The 15,405-nt window shown below is 67.7% G+C and carries 13 protein-coding genes and 1 tRNA gene; 11 read left to right on the top strand and 3 right to left on the bottom strand.

The features are described from left to right. The first annotated feature begins 52 nt into the window (after positions 1 to 52). From serA to ACP696_RS12200, 5 genes are all read left to right on the top strand, one after another. Positions 53 to 1,633, top strand: a complete 1,581-nt coding sequence (serA, locus tag ACP696_RS12220) for a phosphoglycerate dehydrogenase (RefSeq protein WP_426043834.1) — start codon at positions 53 to 55, stop codon at positions 1,631 to 1,633. A 283-nt stretch (positions 1,634 to 1,916) separates the two neighbouring features. Beyond that, entirely contained in the window at positions 1,917 to 2,282 is a 366-nt protein-coding gene (locus tag ACP696_RS12215; RefSeq protein ID WP_426043833.1) for a VanZ family protein, read from the top strand. Positions 2,283 to 2,427: 145 nt separating this feature from the next. After that, positions 2,428 to 3,207 (top strand): ImuA family protein, encoded by a 780-nt coding sequence (locus tag ACP696_RS12210; protein WP_426014632.1) that lies wholly within the window; start codon positions 2,428 to 2,430, stop codon positions 3,205 to 3,207. Further along, the gene (locus ACP696_RS12205; RefSeq protein WP_426031625.1) at positions 3,122 to 4,777 is read left to right on the top strand and encodes a Y-family DNA polymerase; all 1,656 of its coding nucleotides are present in this window, start codon (positions 3,122 to 3,124) and stop codon (positions 4,775 to 4,777) included. The genes ACP696_RS12210 and ACP696_RS12205 overlap by 86 nt, the downstream gene beginning before the upstream one ends. Before the next feature lie 12 nt (positions 4,778 to 4,789). Beyond that, positions 4,790 to 8,041, top strand: coding sequence for an error-prone DNA polymerase (locus tag ACP696_RS12200; protein ID WP_426014636.1), 3,252 nt, complete (start codon positions 4,790 to 4,792; stop codon positions 8,039 to 8,041). A gap of 185 nt (positions 8,042 to 8,226) precedes the next feature. Here ACP696_RS12200 and ACP696_RS12195 read toward each other — a convergent pair whose 3' ends face one another. From ACP696_RS12195 to ACP696_RS12185, 3 genes are all read right to left on the bottom strand, one after another. Further along, positions 8,227 to 10,125, bottom strand: coding sequence for a polysaccharide biosynthesis protein (locus tag ACP696_RS12195; protein WP_426014637.1), 1,899 nt, complete (start codon positions 10,123 to 10,125; stop codon positions 8,227 to 8,229). Between the two features lie 116 nt (positions 10,126 to 10,241). Next, a complete protein-coding gene (glp, locus tag ACP696_RS12190; RefSeq protein ID WP_426014639.1) occupies positions 10,242 to 11,468 on the bottom strand; it encodes a gephyrin-like molybdotransferase Glp in 1,227 nt (408 codons plus the stop codon). Between the two features lie 21 nt (positions 11,469 to 11,489). Then, complete coding sequence (locus ACP696_RS12185) at positions 11,490 to 12,314, bottom strand: ferredoxin--NADP reductase (protein ID WP_426014642.1); 825 nt, start codon at positions 12,312 to 12,314, stop codon at positions 11,490 to 11,492. A gap of 279 nt (positions 12,315 to 12,593) precedes the next feature. Here ACP696_RS12185 and ACP696_RS12180 point away from each other — a divergent pair, with 279 nt between their 5' ends. The 6 genes from ACP696_RS12180 to ACP696_RS12155 all read left to right on the top strand — a co-directional run bounded on the left by ACP696_RS12180 (position 12,594) and on the right by ACP696_RS12155 (position 15,403). Beyond that, positions 12,594 to 12,977 carry a hypothetical protein gene (locus ACP696_RS12180; protein ID WP_426014644.1) on the top strand — a complete coding sequence of 128 codons (384 nt, stop codon included), beginning with the start codon at positions 12,594 to 12,596 and terminating at the stop codon, positions 12,975 to 12,977. Positions 12,978 to 13,438: 461 nt separating this feature from the next. After that, positions 13,439 to 13,514 (top strand) — tRNA-Trp (locus ACP696_RS12175). A 65-nt stretch (positions 13,515 to 13,579) separates the two neighbouring features. Next, a complete protein-coding gene (secE, locus tag ACP696_RS12170; protein WP_426014645.1) occupies positions 13,580 to 13,903 on the top strand; it encodes a preprotein translocase subunit SecE in 324 nt (107 codons plus the stop codon). Between the two features lie 9 nt (positions 13,904 to 13,912). After that, on the top strand, positions 13,913 to 14,470 hold the full coding sequence (gene nusG / locus ACP696_RS12165; protein ID WP_426014647.1) for a transcription termination/antitermination protein NusG: 558 nt from the start codon (positions 13,913 to 13,915) through the stop codon (positions 14,468 to 14,470). A gap of 222 nt (positions 14,471 to 14,692) precedes the next feature. Then, on the top strand, positions 14,693 to 14,914 hold the full coding sequence (locus ACP696_RS12160; RefSeq protein WP_426014650.1) for a hypothetical protein: 222 nt from the start codon (positions 14,693 to 14,695) through the stop codon (positions 14,912 to 14,914). 222 nt (positions 14,915 to 15,136) lie between these two features. Further along, the gene (locus tag ACP696_RS12155) at positions 15,137 to 15,403 is read left to right on the top strand and encodes a hypothetical protein (RefSeq protein ID WP_426014651.1); all 267 of its coding nucleotides are present in this window, start codon (positions 15,137 to 15,139) and stop codon (positions 15,401 to 15,403) included. Positions 15,404 to 15,405: the final 2 nt, after the last annotated feature.

Here is a 15,405-nt window from a genome sequence, read left to right as displayed (position 1 = left end):
GGATCGGAGGGGGGAGTGTCCCCACCAAATTCTCCGCAAGGAACTCCAAATCATGACCGCTCCCCGCGTCCTCATCGCCGACAGCCTGTCCCCCGCCGCCGTCGCGATCTTCACCGCCCGCGGTGTCGAGGCCGACGTCAAGACCGGCCTCACCAAGGCCGAGCTGCTGGAAATCATCGGCGACTATGACGGTCTGGCCGTCCGCTCGGCCACCAAGGCCGACCCCGAGGTCATCGCCGCCGCCAAGAAGCTTAAAGTCATCGGCCGGGCCGGCATCGGCGTCGACAATGTCAACATCCCGGCCGCCACCGCCGCCGGCATCGTGGTGATGAACACCCCGTTCGGCAACTCGATCACCACCGCCGAGCACGCCATCGCCATGATGTTCGCCCTGGCCCGCCAGCTGCCAGCGGCCGACGCCAGCACCCAGGCCGGCAAGTGGGAAAAGAACCGCTTCATGGGCGTGGAGCTGTACGCCAAGACCCTGGGCCTGATCGGCGCCGGCAACATCGGCGGCATCGTCGCCGACCGCGCCTTGGGCCTGAAGATGAAGGTCGTGGCCTATGACCCCTTCCTGTCGCCCGAGCGCGCCGTCGAGATGGGCGTCGAGAAGGTCGAGTTGGACGAGCTTCTGGCCCGCGCCGACGTCATCACCCTGCACACCCCGCTGACCGACAAGACCCGCAACATCCTGTCGGCCGACGCGCTTAAGAAGACCAAGAAGGGCGTGCTGATCGTCAATTGCGCCCGGGGCGGCTTGGTCGATGAGGTCGCCCTGCGCGAACTGCTCGACAGCGGCCATGTGGGCGGCGCGGGTTTCGACGTCTTCACCGAGGAGCCGGCCAAGGCCAATCCGCTGTTCGGCTCCGACCGCGTGGTGGCCACCCCCCACCTGGGCGCCAGCACCAACGAGGCCCAGGAGAACGTCGCCCTGCAGGTCGCCGAGCAGATGAGCGACTATCTGCTGACCGGCGCGGTGACCAACGCTCTCAACAGCCCCTCGGTCAGCGCCGAGGAGGCCCCCAAGCTGAAGCCCTTCGTGGCCCTGGCCGAGAAGATCGGCGCCCTGGCCGGCCAGATGGTCGACTTCGGCATTCTGGCGATCGACATCGCCTATGAGGGCGAGGTGTCCAACCTCAACGTCAAGCCGATGACCTCGGCCGCCCTGGCCGGCATCCTCAAGCCGATGCTGGCCGAGATCAACATGGTCTCCGCGCCCGCCGTGGCCAAGGAGCGCGGCATCACCGTCTCCGAGAGCCGCCAGGAGGTCAGCCCCACCTATGACAGCCTGATGCGCATCACCATCACCACCGAAAAGGGCAAGCGCGCCTTTGCCGGCACGGTGATCGCCGGCGCGCCGCGCATGGTCGAGGTCAAGGGCATGGAACTGGACGCAGGCTTCGCCCCGGCCATGCTCTATATCAACAACCTCGACAAGCCGGGCTTCATCGGCGCGCTGGGCATGCTGCTGGGCGAGGCGGGCGTCAACATCGCCACCTTCAACCTGGGCCGCTTGTCGGCCGACGAAGACGCCATTGCTCTGGTCGGCGTCGATCAGGCGCCGGACGAGGCCCTGCTGGCCAGGATCCAGGCCCTGCCGCACGTCAAGGAAGCCCGCGCCCTGACGTTCTGATCGCCCTGTCCTTCTCCCCTTGCGGGAGAAGGTGGCGGTGTAGCCGCCGGATGAGGGGTCTCTCAGAAGCCTCCGCCGCGTCCAGCCTGACCGCTGGGCGCGGCGGTTTTCGTTGGCGCGACCCCTCACCCGACGGCCTTCGGCCGCCACCCTCTCCCGCAAGGGGAGAGGGAAAAGAGTGCAGATGCCGTGCACTCTGCGAGGGGATGCGGCCAAGGCCCCGCTTGGCCATTTTCAAGCCGCACGGGACCGGCTAGGTGCGAGCGTCCAGCCAGGAGTTTCGATGTCCCTCCGCGCCCGCAAGATCAACCGCCTGATCTTCATCGTCTTCCTGGCCGCGTCGGTCTGCGCCCTGGCCCGGGCCCTGCTGCCGGACAATGACAGCATCGGCCTGATCCCCTGGGACAAGGCCAAGCACTTCATCGTCTTCTATGTACTGAGCATCCTGGCAAGCCTGGCCCTGCCGCTGAGCCGCTTGCACCGCATCGGCCTGGTGATCCTGGCGTTCGGCGGGGCGATCGAGATCCTGCAGGCCTTCGTCGGCCGCGACGCGTCGTGGTTCGACCTGTTCGCCGACGCCTGCGGCATCAGCGCCGCGTTCGGTCCGATGCTGGTCAGCAAGTGGTGGAGGACCGAGGCGCGGTTTTAGGACCCACGCCGCCCGCGCTCCCCCCGCCGTGGAAGCCTCGTCTCCTGGCGGCTTCACACGGCCATTTTGACGCACAATGCAGGGCTCCGCTTGACTCTCCAAGTCCGTAAGGCCAGAACAAAAGTGGAACATTGGAGTGTGAGATATGGCCGGGGCGACCGACGCCCTTCCGGCTTTGAGAGCCCAGATCGCCGCCTTGCAAGCGGGGACTCGGACTCCACCTCCCGTCCTGCCATTCGGCGATCCGCGCATCGACGGCTGTTTTCCAGCTGGCGGTCTTCCGCGCGGGGCCTGGCACGAAGTGGGCGGCGCGGGCTTGGGGGAAGAGACCAGCGCGGCCCCGACGGCGTTTTCCGCCTTGCTGCTCCGACCCCTGGCCACCCAAGGCGCGGTGGTCTGGGTGATGCGGCGCGACGACCTGCACGTCCCGGGCTTGGTGAACCTGGGCTTTCCGTCCGAGCGGCTGATCCTGGTCAAGGCCCGCGACGAGGCCGAGGTGCTGGCCGTGCTGGAAGACGCCCTCTCCACGATCGGCGTGGTTGCCGCCGTGGGCGAGGCTGAAGCGCCAGACCTCAAGGCGGGCCGCCGTCTCCAGCTAGCCTGTGAGAAGCGAGGCTCGATCGGCGTGCTCCTGCGTCGAAGACCGTTTGGCGGGCCAGTGGGCAAGATGCGCGAGGTCTCTGGCTCGGCCGCCCAGACCCGCTGGCGCATCACCGCCGCGCCCAGCCAGCCGCCGCCAGGCGACCTTGGCCTGGGCCCGCCGCGCTGGCGGGTCGAACTCGAACGGTGCCGGGGCGGACGTCCCGGGGCCTGGATCCTCGAAAAAGCGGAGGCCGCCCATGGCCCGCATCCTTTCCGTCTGGTGTCGCAACTGGCCGATCACGACGTGGTTGAGGAAGACTCCGAATTTCAGCGGGTCGGGTGAGTCCTCCCCCTATGGAGGAGGTGATCGCGTAGCGATCGGTGGGAGGAATGATCGGAAGGTCGATCCAGCCACGGGCCGTCGGCATAATTCTCCCCCCACCGTCGGCTTCGCCGACACCTCCCCCAGGGGGGGAGGACCTATAGCCCTGATCGCCATCGAGGGCGGGACCCGACGTCTGGCCGCCGTGGACGAGGCGGCGGCCGCCTGCGGTCTCTATGTCGGCCAGAAGGCCGCCGACGCCGCGGCCCTGGTCCCGGATTTGCACGGCGACGATTACGATCCCGTCGGCGACCGCGCCGCCCTGGAGATTCTCTGCGACTGGTGCGTGCGCTTCTCGCCGGCCGTGGCCATCGATGGGCCGGACGGCCTGTTCCTCGACATCGAAGGCGTCGCCCACCTGTGGGGCGGCGAGGCGGCGATGCTGGACGACCTGCTGGCCCGCCTGAACCGCTGGGGCGCGCCGGCGAGGGGCGCGATCGCCGACACCCCGGGCGCGGCCTGGGCCCTGGCCCGCTTCGCCCCCGACCGCACCATCGCCCCGCCCCGCAGCCAGGCGCCGCTGCTGGCCCCCTTGCCGGTCGCCGCCCTGCGCCTGGACGCCGCCGCCCAGGCCCAGCTGCCGCGGCTGGGACTGTTCCATGTGGGGCAACTTCTGGGCCTGCCGCGAGCCCAACTGGCGCGACGGTTTGGCATGGCCCTGACCCTGCGGCTGGACCAGGCCCTGGGCGCGGCGAGCGAGGCCTTGCGCTTTCAGCGGCCGGCTACGCCCTGGTGCGACCGGCTAGCCTTCTTCGAACCGATCAGCGCGCCGGATGACCTGGGGCGCGTTGTTGGCGACGCCGTGGCCCTGATCTGTCGGCGGCTTGAAGAGGAGGGGCAGGGCGCGCGGCGCTTCGAGATCGTTTTCCACCGTCTCGATGGCAAGGCCATACCGATCCGGGCCGGCTTGTCGCGACCTGGCCGCGACGCCGGACGCGTGACACGGCTGCTGACACCCAAGCTCGATACGGTCGATCCCGGCTTTGGCGTCGAAGTGGTCACGGTTTACGCCCACGAGGTCGAACGCCTGTCGACTGTCCAGGTGCGCCTGGACGCAGAGGCTGGCGCGGGGATTGACGAGAACCTGGCCCCCCTGGTCGATCGGCTGGTCAACCGCTTGGGCGGCAAGGTCTGGCGCGACGAGCCCCGGGAAAGTCATGTTCCCGAGCGGTCGGTGACGCGCCGCGCGCCGCTGGGGCCGCCGTCCGGCAAGACCTGGAATCCCGACCGTCCCCGCCCCACGCGGCTTTTCAAGCGCCCGGAGGCGATCGCGGTGATGGCCAAGCTGCCTGACGACCCGCCCATCCAATTTCAGTGGCGAGGCCAGGCCCATCGGGTGCGCCGCGCCGAGGGGCCCGAGCGGATCGGCCAAGAATGGTGGCGATCCGATTTCAACACCATCGGGCCGGCCAAGATCCGCGACTATTACCGTGTGGAGGATGAGGCCGGGGAACGGTTCTGGATCTATCGCCAGGGCTTCTACGGCGTTGGCGACGATCCCAAATGGTGGCTGCATGGCCTGTTTGGTTAGGCTGTTTCGCCCATGAGCCTCGCCTATGCCGAGCTTCAGGCCACCACCAATTTCTCCTTCCTGCGCGGAGGCTCCCACGCCAAGGAGTTGATCACGGTCGCTGAGGCCTATGGCTTGAAGGCCTTGGGCGTCACCGACCGCAACACCCTGGCCGGGGTGGTGCGGCCCTGGACATTTGCAAAGGAGAACAGGCTTAAGGTCCGCGCGCTGACCGGCTGTCGCCTGGACTTCGCCGACGATACGCCGAGCCTGCTCTGCTACCCCTCGGATCGCGAGGCGTTCGGCCGATTGACCCGCTTGCTGACCGTGGGCCAGCGGCGTGGCGACAAGGGCGAATGTCAGCTCTTCTGGGAGGACTTCCTGCAGCACGCCGAGGGCCAGTTGGCCTTGATCGTGCCGCCCAGCACGCTGGATGACGCCTTCGAGAGCAGGCTTGGCGCGATGGCCAGTGAGTTGCGCGGTCGGGTCTGGCTCACGGCCAATCGCGCCTATGCGGCCCAGGATCTCCGGCGCCTGGCGCGCCTGGCCGACCTGGCGCGGGACGCGCGCGCGCCGATGGTCGCCACCAACGACGTGCTGTACCACGCGCCCGAACGCCGAACCCTGCAGGACGTCCTGACCTGCATCCGTGAAGGCTGCACGATCCAGGAGGCGGGCTTTCGCCTGGAAGCCAACGCCGAGCGCCATCTGAAGCGCCCCCAGGAAATGGCCCGCCTCTTTGAGCGCTGGCCCCAGGCGGTTGAGCGCACGCTGGAGATCGTCGAGCGCATTGACTTCGATTTGAGCGACGTCAAGGAACACTATCCCGACGAGCCCGTGCCGGCGGGGAAGACGGCGATGCAGCACCTGGCGGACCTGACCTGGAAAGGCGCGGCCTGGCGCTATCCCGAGGGGGTCTCGGCCAAGGTCGCCGACCAACTTCGCGAGGAGCTGCGGCTGATCCAGAAGATGGAGTATCCCAACTACTTCATCACCGTGCATGACATCGTCCAGAAGGCGCGGGAGATGGGCATCCTGTGCCAGGGGCGCGGCTCTGCGGCCAATTCCTCGGTCTGCTTCTGCCTGGGGGTGACGTCCATCGATCCCACCGAGCACCGCCTGCTGTTCACCCGCTTCATCTCCGAGAACCGCGGCGAGCCGCCGGACATCGACGTCGATTTCGAACACGAGCGGCGCGAGGAGGTGATGCAGTATATCTATGAGCGCTATGGCCGCGAGTACGCCGCCATCTGTGGCACGGTGATCCATTACCGGCCGCGCAGCGCCATCCGAGACGTCGGCAAGGCCCTGGGTCTGACCGAGGATATCACCGCCATCCTGGCCAACACGGTGTGGGGCAGTTGGGGCGATGGCCTGCCCGAAGACCACATCCGGCAGACAGGGCTGGATCCGGCCAATCCGCAGATCAGGCGGGCCATAGTGTTGGCCACCGAACTGCTGCAGTTCCCACGCCATTTGTCGCAGCATGTCGGCGGCTTTGTCCTGACCAAGCGGCGGCTGGACGAAACCGTGCCCATCGGCAACGCGGCGATGAAGGACCGCACCTTCATCGAGTGGGACAAGGACGACATCGACAGCCTGAAACTGATGAAGGTCGACATCCTGGCCCTGGGCATGCTGACCGCCATCCAGCGCGCGTTCGGCATGCTGCGGGCCGATCACGGCGTGGCGATCACCGACCTGGCCGACGTGCCCAAGGAGGTGAAGGGCGTCTACGACATGCTGACCGCCGCCGACAGCGTGGGCGTGTTCCAGGTCGAGAGCCGGGCGCAGATGTCGATGCTGCCGCGTTTGAAGCCCAACCGGTTCTACGACCTGGTCATCGAGGTGGCGATTGTCAGACCTGGGCCGATCCAGGGCGACATGGTGCATCCCTACCTGCGGCGAAAGAACGGGCAGGAAAAGCCCGAATGGCCGTCGCCCTCGCCGGAGCACGGCGACCCTGATGAACTCCAGCAAATCCTCGGCGAGACACTCGGCGTGCCGCTGTTCCAGGAACAGGCCATGAGCCTGGCCATCACCGCCGCCAAGTTCACGCCGGACGAGGCCGATGGCCTGCGCAAGGCCATGGCCACCTTCAAGGACCTGGGCGATCCGGCCGAATATCGCGATAAGTTCGTCGGCGGCATGGTGCGGCGCGGCTATGAACACGACTTTGCCAGCCGCTGTTTCAAGCAGATCGAGGGTTTCGGCCATTACGGCTTTCCCGAAAGCCACGCGGCCAGCTTCGCCAAGCTGGTCTATGTCTCCGCCTGGATCAAATGGGCCTGGCCAGACGTGTTCTGCGCAGCCCTGATCAACTCTCAGCCGATGGGGTTCTACCAGCCGGCTCAGTTGGTGCGCGATGCGCGAGAGCATGGGGTCGAGGTGCGGGGGCCGGACGTGCTGATGAGCGACTTCGACTGCACCCTGGAGCCTCCCTCCCCCTCCAGCGGAAGAGGAGAATTTCGAAGCGATAGGATCAATGACCCCGAGACGCGGCCTCACTGGAAGGCCGTCCGCCTGGGTCTGCGCCAGGTCAAGGGCGTCCAGGACAAGGAGGACATCGCGATCCTGCTCGAGGCCCGCGCCGCCGGGGCCCGCTCGCCGGCCGACTTCGCGCGGGCCGGAATGTCGCAACGCGTCCTGGAACTGCTGGCCGAGGCCGACGCCTTCGCCTCGATGGGCCTGTCGCGGCGCGACGCCCTATGGGCCGTCAAGGGGCTGAAGGGCGAGGTCAAGGTCGGGAGCCAGGCGCCGCTGCTGGCCGGCCTGCCGCTATTCGAAGCCACCGTGAACCTGCCGGCCATGGGCCTGCCCCAGCAGGTGGCCGAGGACTATCGCACCACCAGCCTGTCGCTGAAGGCCCACCCGCTGAGGTTTTTCCGCCCGATGATGGACGCGATGGGGATCATCCCCGCCGAGGGGCTGAAGAGTTTGCGCAACGGCCGCAAGGTCTCGGTCGGTGGTCTGGTGCTGATCCGCCAGCGGCCGGGCACCGCCAAGGGCGTGGTGTTCGTCACCCTGGAGGACGAGACGGGCGTGGCCAATGCGGTGGTCTGGAAGGACTGTTTCGACGCCAACCGCCGCACCGTGATGAGCGCCTCGTTCCTGGTGGTGCACGGCAAGGTCCAGCAAGCCGATGGCGTGACCCACGTGGTCGCCGACAGTTTCACCGATCTGTCGGCCGAGCTGGCGCGGATCAAGGAGGACCCCAACGCTGCGCCGCCCGTGATGCGGTCGCGGGTGTCGGGGCGGCTGCTGCGGAGCCGGGATTTCCACTGAGCGTCATCCGTTCGAACACGTTGGCCCTGAATATTCTTCTCCCCCTTGCGGGAGTAAGGCTGCCTCCGACGGCTACAGCGCCACCTTCTCCCGCAAGGGGAGAAGGAAAACGAATACGACGCTGCGGCATCTTTTCGAGATGTGCGCATCCCTTTGGGCGTTTGCCGGGATAGGCGGACTTTAGATCAAACCTTCGTCCTTGCCTTGGCCGGCTTCGGCGGCGCGACCGTCCGCAACCCCTCCACCATGGCGAACAGCTGGGCGCGGACGCCGAACTCGTCGCCGGCCAGGGCGGCGGCCTCGAGCTTGGCCAAGGCCTCGGCGGCGATCGGCGCGGCCGGGGTCAGGGGCGCGGCCTCGGTGACGCCCGGGGCCTTGGGGCGGGCGGCCTCGTTGATGTCAACCAGGGCCTCGGTGAGCTTCTCGCCAGGGCGAAGGCCGGTGATGCGGATCTCGATGTCGCGGTCGGGGACCAGGCCCTGCAGCTCGATCATCCGCCGGGCCAGATCGATGATCTTGACCGGCTCGCCCATCTCTAGCGTCAAGACGCCTATTGGGGGTTCCACGTCGGCCGCCGACAGGGCCACGGCGCGCAGCACCAGTTGCACCGCCTCGGGGATGGTCATGAAATAGCGCTCGACCTGCGCGTCGGTCAGGGTGACCGGGCCGCCGCGGGCGATCTGGTGCTGGAAGATCGGCACCACCGAGCCGGCCGAGCCCAGCACATTGCCGAACCGCACGATGCTGACGCGCGGACCCGGCTCGCCCGGTCCGCCAGCCCCGAACTGCCGGACCACGGTCTCGGCCACGCGCTTGGTGGCGCCCATCACACTGGCCGGGGCCACAGCCTTGTCGGTGGAGATCAGGGCCAGGTGGGCCGCGCCGCAGGCCTTGGCGGCGGCGGCGACATTGCGGCTGCCCAGCACATTGGTGCGCACGCCCTCGCAAGGGTGGTTCTCGACAAGTGTGACGTGCTTGAGGGCGGCGGCGTGGAAGACGATCTCGGGCTTTTCGGCGGCGAACACCAGGGCCAGGCGGGCCGCGTCGCGCACGTCGCACAGCACGTCGCGGCGGGCCATCTGCGGCCAGGCCTCGCCCAACTCGCGGTCGATGTGGAAGAGGTTGGCCTCGGCGGCGTCCAGCAGAGTCAGTTGGGCGCAGCCGCTGGCGGCGATCTGCCGCGCCAATTCCGAGCCGATGCTGCCGCCGGCCCCGGTGACCAGCACCCGTCGGCCGGCCACCAGGGCGCGGACGGGTTCGGGATCGAGCCGCACCGGCGCGCGGCTGAGCAGCTCCTCGAGGCTGATCTCGCGCAGAGCGCCGCCGCCGGTCGCGCCCATGTCGACCACCCCGTGGTGACGCAGCAGACGCACGCCCTCGGTCTTCAACCGGCCCAGGCGCTCGGCCCCAAAGGCGCTGAGCGGGCCCTCGGTCAGGAACAGCAGGGCGGCTGGCTGCAGCCCGCCGTCGCGCAACTGGGCCATCACGGCGTCGAAATCGGCGATCACGCCCAGCACGCAGACGCCGCTGAGCTCATCGCCGGTCTCGCGGGCCTCGGGGGTCAGCACTCCGACCGGCGCGTAGCGCTCGCCGACGGTGGCGGAGGCGCGCAGGAAGGCCTCGGCTTCGCTGGCCGAACCGACGATCAGCAGGCGGGGCAGGGCGGGCGAGGCGGGGGCGGGGCGCAGGCGAAGCAGCGACTCGACCAGAATGTCCTCGTGCACTGTGCGGCGTACAATTCGCAGACCGGCCAGCAGGGCGGTCTGCAGCAGGAAGGCGACGGCCAGGGTGCGCAAGCCGCCAGGCTGCCAGACGCCGGCCAGGCGGGCCAGCAGGGCGAAGGTCAGGGTGGTCAGCAAGGCCGAACGGGCCAGGCGAAGGCCGTCGCTGGCGGCGAAGAACCGCCACGGCGAACGCTCGACCTGGAACAGGATCTCGACCAGCAGGGCCGCCACGGCGAACAGGGCGGCATGGGCCAGGGCCGAGGGGGCAAGGGGGGCGACGCCGGCGCTCAGCACCTGGGCCAGGAGCAGGGCCATGAAGGCCAGCACCACATGCGCCGCGATCTTGCCCATTCGACCCATTGACGAAACTCCGCCGCGACCGCCGTCAGGCCGCTTCGCAATGGGCTTAGCATGCTCGTCGCGTGGCGTCGCGGTTGCGGCGCCAGATGGCGTCAGGGGCCGTGGGCGACCGCCTTTTAACCCCGCGCCAGCGGCAGCAGCCTCACCACATCTCCAACCTCCGCCGCCGGAGAGCTGGCTGGTCTGACCACCAGGCAGTCGGCCCGTGAAAACACCCCTATCAGCGAGGAGTCCTGGTCGGGGAACGGCGTGACCCTCACCCGACCTTCATCGTCGATCGTTCGCACGGCGCGCATCCAGTGTTCTCGCGGGCCGTTGGCGGGCAGGGGCGTGGCCAGGGCGCCGGCGCTGATCGGCAGGGCCGGATCGGCGCCGGTCAGGGCGGCCAGTAGCGGGCGCAGGAACAACTCGGCGCAGACCAGTGCCGAGGCGGGATTGCCCGGCAGGCCCAGCACACGCCGACCGTCGGCCAGGCGCCCGAACCAGGTCGGCTTGCCGGGGCGCACCGCGACGGTCTCGACGCGCAAGGCCAAGCCGAGCGTCTTCAGCGCCGGCTTGACCAGGTCGTGGTCGCCGACCGAGGCGCCGCCGACGGTGACGATCAGGTCGGCCGAGCATTCGGCGACCGCGTCGGCGATGGCGTCCAAGTCGTCGCCCCGAGCCTTAAGCCGCTCGGCCTCGCCGCCCCAGCCCTCGACCAGGGCCGCCAAGGCGAAGGAGCCCGACTCGAAGATCTGGTCGGGAGCCGGGATGTGGCCGGGGGGCACGAGTTCGTCGCCGGTGGCCAGGATGGCGACGCGCGGCCGTCGCGCGACACTCAGTCGGGCCCGGCCGGCCGAGGCGGCCAGGGACAGCGTCCAAGCATCCAGCCGCGCGCCGGCCGGCAGCAAGGTGTCGCCGGACCTGAAGTCGCCGCCGGCTGGGCGGATGTTGCGGGGCGGCGGATCGCGGTCGATCTGGAAGGTCACCACTCCGCCGTCGCGTGAGGCGCTCTCCTGGATCACCACCGTATCGGCGCCGGGCGGCACGGGGGCGCCGGTGAAGATCCGCACCGCCTGGCCGGCCTCGACGGGGCGGGCATGGGCATGGCCGGCGGCGCTCTCGCCGGCCACCTGGAAATGCGCGCCAGGGGCAAGGTCGCCGAAGCGCACCGCCCAGCCGTCCATGGCCGAAGCGTCGAAGGGCGGCTGGTCACGGTCCGCGACGATGGCGGCGGCCAGCACCCGGCCCAGGCCCGCCTCCAGGGTCACCGCCTCGAAGCCCAGCCGCCCGGCGTCGGCCAGCATGCGGGCGCGGGCCTCTTCGACGGTGAGGTTCTTGAGTGGAGGAACGTCGTCGCTCACGAGCCATACTCCCGGATCAGATCAGCCCACAAACGCCCGCTCGATCACGAAGTCGCCAGGCTCGGCGTTGGAGCCTTCCTTCAGCCCGTGGGCTTCCAGCAAGGCGGCGGTGTCCTTGATCATCGCCATCGAGCCGCACAGCATGGCGCGGTCGTGCTCGGGATCAAACTTGACGGCGTCCAGGCCAAGGTCGCGGAACAGTTGGCCGCTCTCGATCAGGTCGGTGAACCGGCCCTGACGCTCGAACGGCTCGCGGGTGACGGTGGGGTAATAGACGAGCTGAGCCCTGGCCTCGTCGCCGACCAGCGGGTCATCGTGAATTTCCGAGGTGAACAGGTCGCGATAGGCCAGTTCCTGCACCTCACGCACGCCGTGGGCGACGATCACCTGCTCGAAGCGGCTATAGGCGTCGGGGTCGCGGGCCACGGCCAGCCAGGGCGCCAGGCCCGTACCGGTGCCGAACAGGAACAGGCGCTTGCCCGGCCGCACGGCGTCCAGCACCAGGGTGCCGGTCGGCTTCTTGCCCAGCAGCACGTGATCACCCGGCTGGATCTGCTGCAGGCGCGAGGTCAGGGGGCCGTCGGGGACCTTGATCGAGAAGAACTCCAGTTCCTCGGCGAAACTGGGTGAGCCGATCGAATAGGCGCGCAAGATGGGCTTCTTCTCGCCCAGCTCCTCACGGGGCGGCAGGCCGATCATCACGAACTCGCCGGAGCGGAAACGGAAGCTGGCCGGACGGGTTATGGCGAAGCTGAACAGACGGTCCGTCCAATGCTTGACCCACAGGACGGTCTCGGTGTGCTGGGCGGCTTCCTTGGGCGGGGGCGCAATCGTCGTGGCCGTCATGGTGCGTGTCTTCTAAGTCCTTGCCGCGCGGCGAGGCGCGAGATTCTAGAGGGTGTCGCCACGGCCCTGAGGCGACCCACGTCTCATGTGAGCACAGCCATGCCGATGTCAACTTTCGAGGTCTGAAAGGGCCTTGAGAAAATCTTCCTCAAAAGCGTCAAAAACCGTGACGCCTGTTTTTTGAACCGTGTCAAAATTGTGTTGCCGCCTCCCTAAACCGGGCGCACTCTTCCTTTGTCTCGTCGCCTTTGGCGCGAGGCCAATGATACGGAGGAACGTATGCGGGTAAGGTTCGTAAAGGCCGCCGCGGCGGCCAGTCTGTTAGCGTTAAGCTTGGCGGCTTGCGGCGAGAACGCGGCCACCAAGGCCGAAAAGGCCCAGCCGGTGGCCCTTGAAGGCAAGTCGGTCACGGCCTCGGGCTGTGTTCGACCCGTCGAATCGACATCGTGCATCGTGGTGCGCGGTCCGGGCGGCGGTTATTATGACATCTCTGGAGCTTCCCCGGCGCCAGACCCCGCCAAGGGCGTGGCCGTGTCGCTGCAAGGTCGCGACCTGGGCAAGAACACCGAGTGCGGACGCCAGCTCGTCGACGTGAAGTGGTCCTATCTCAATATCCAGTGCGCGGCGCCCGCCGCAGCGCCGGCGCCGGAAAAAGCTGGCTGATCGCTCAGGCCTCGCCCGAACCCGGATCCGTCTGGGTTTTTGGCGAGGTTGAGCTATCTTCGGCGCCTCGCGGCTCCGTCGCGGGGCGTGGGGCCTTGCCACCCCCATCGCCGGCCTCTGAAGGTCGCTGATTCTCGTTCTCGACCTCGCGGTTGGACGGCCGATCCTGCGTCGGGCTGGTTGGTGTCGGCATGGCGAAATCCTCCGTCTGGTCGGTTGTTGGTCATCTCCAACGCGCCGCCTGCGCCCTTGATCCGGGTCCGGTCCGGCAAAGAACGCCGCCGCGCCGAACGCCGAACGCCGCGAACCCGCTCCGGGCCGCTTGCCCGGCTCGAACGACCCTGCTAAACGACGCGGCTCTGGCGATGAGACCAACGCGCTGGCGGGCTTTTGAACAGCCTACCGGCGCGATGTTCATTGTCGGAAAGCCAAGATCCCCGCTAAAGGGATCGCGGTTCTGCAGGAGTGTAGCTCAGCTGGTAGAGCATCGGTCTCCAAAACCGAGGGTCGTGGGTTCGAGTCCCTCCACTCCTGCCACTATATGTCATCGGTCGGTCCGGCTTTTCGGGCTGACCCACCGAAAGTCGCGAGCCTCTTAAGTCATGGCCAGGAAACCGGGTTCGAGCCCGTCAGCGATCAAGAGCCGCGCCGCCAAGACGGCCGCGGCCCTCGCACCCGCGGGCGGGGCGTCCAACGTCGCCAAGACCGCGGCCCCGGCCGCGCCCAAGAAGCCGTTCAACCCGATGCGGTTCGCTCAGGAAGTGCGGGCCGAGGCGCGCAAGATCACCTGGACCACCCGCAAGGAGACCTGGATCACCTCGGTGATGGTCTTCATCATGGTGGTGATCAGCGCGCTGTTCTTCACGTTCGCCGACTGGATCCTGGGGATGGGCGCCAACCTCCTCCTCAAGTTCGCCGCGGGATAAGAAATCACCATGAGCACCGAAACCGCGTCCAACCCGAACCACAAGTGGTACATCGTCCACGCCTACTCGAACTTCGAGAAGAAGGTGGCCGAGAGCATCCGCGAACAGGCCAAGAGCCACGGCCTGGAAGACAGCTTCTCCGAAATCCTGGTGCCCACTGAGGACGTCGTCGAGATCCGTCGCGGCCGCAAGGTCAATGCCGAGCGCAAGTTCTTCCCCGGCTATGTGCTGGTGAAGATGCACCTGTCGGATGAAGCCTATCACCTGATCAAGAACACTCCGAAGGTCACGGGCTTCCTGGGTAGCGCCTCCAAGCCGCAGCCGGTGTCGGAAAAGGAAGTTCAGCGCATCGTCGGCGCGATCGAAGAGGGCGTCGAGCGTCCCAAGACGGTCGTGCTGTTCGAGATCGGCGAGAACGTCCGCGTCACCGACGGCCCGTTCGCCAGCTTCAATGGCTCGGTCGAGCAGGTCGACGAGGAGCGCTCGCGCCTGCGCGTCACCGTCTCGATCTTCGGCCGCGCCACCCCGGTGGAACTGGAATACAGCCAGGTCGAGAAGATCGCCTAAAGGCGGTTTCACGACCGAAGCATTCGAAAACCCCGCGCTCGCAAGGCGCGGGGTTTTTGCATTCCGCCCCTCGCCGCTGGCAGACCGCGAAGCGGCCAGGTGGGAGCAAGTGGGTGTCGGCAGGCCTTACGCCGCCCTTACGTCTCCAGCCCGATACCGAATGGATCGCTTACGCCTTCCGGCGCGACAACGACGGCCTTATCCGCCGTCCGGAACCGTCCGATGTCCGTCTTCCACTGCAAGCTCGCTTCCCTGACCCTGGCCTTGGCCGCGGTCGGAGGCTTCGTCCTACTGCTCGTCCTCGCCGCGCACCATCCACAAGCCGCGCCTCTGCTGCGCATCCTGGCCTTCCTGTGGTTGATCGCGGCGGGCGCCTCGAAGCTGCTGTTCGACCTGACCGAGGCAGCGGGGCGGGGGAACGACAGGCCTTCTCGTCACCCGTGAAACGGCGGAGGTGGCGCGATGCGAATACGCATCGTGACGGAGGAGGCGCTCCAACGCCGCAGACGCCCCCTCCGTCACGGTGCGAAGGCGCCGCGCCACCTCCGCCGCGAAGCGGGTGAGGAGAAGAGCGGGCAGGATGCAGGCGTCCGTTTTGTGGCAATGGCGAGAATGGCCAACTTCGACCCATAGTGGTCATTGCGGACCCCGGGCCATTCTGAGCTCATGCCGAATTCTGCCTACGATGACCTTCGAGATCACATCTGTGTCGAGCTAGGCTTCTGCGGCTCCATCAAGGATGGGCTACCTCTGCATGTCGATGACCTCATCCCATCGGAAGGCGTCGTCACCGCAGATCAGTTTGCCGAGCTTGCCTTCATCGCCGAGGGCCTCGATTCAAGCAACGATCCGAAACAGCTGAAGGCTGCCATCAAGGCCGCCTTCGTGAACTTGCTGAGTAGCCACACGGTGGATGCAACGGCCCTGCGCTAGGT

The sequence above is a fragment of the Caulobacter sp. DWR3-1-2 genome, from assembly GCF_049896225.1.
Lineage (GTDB): Bacteria > Pseudomonadota > Alphaproteobacteria > Caulobacterales > Caulobacteraceae > Caulobacter.
Note: the sequence above shows the minus strand (reverse complement) of the source record. Positions and strands in the feature narration are given on the sequence as shown.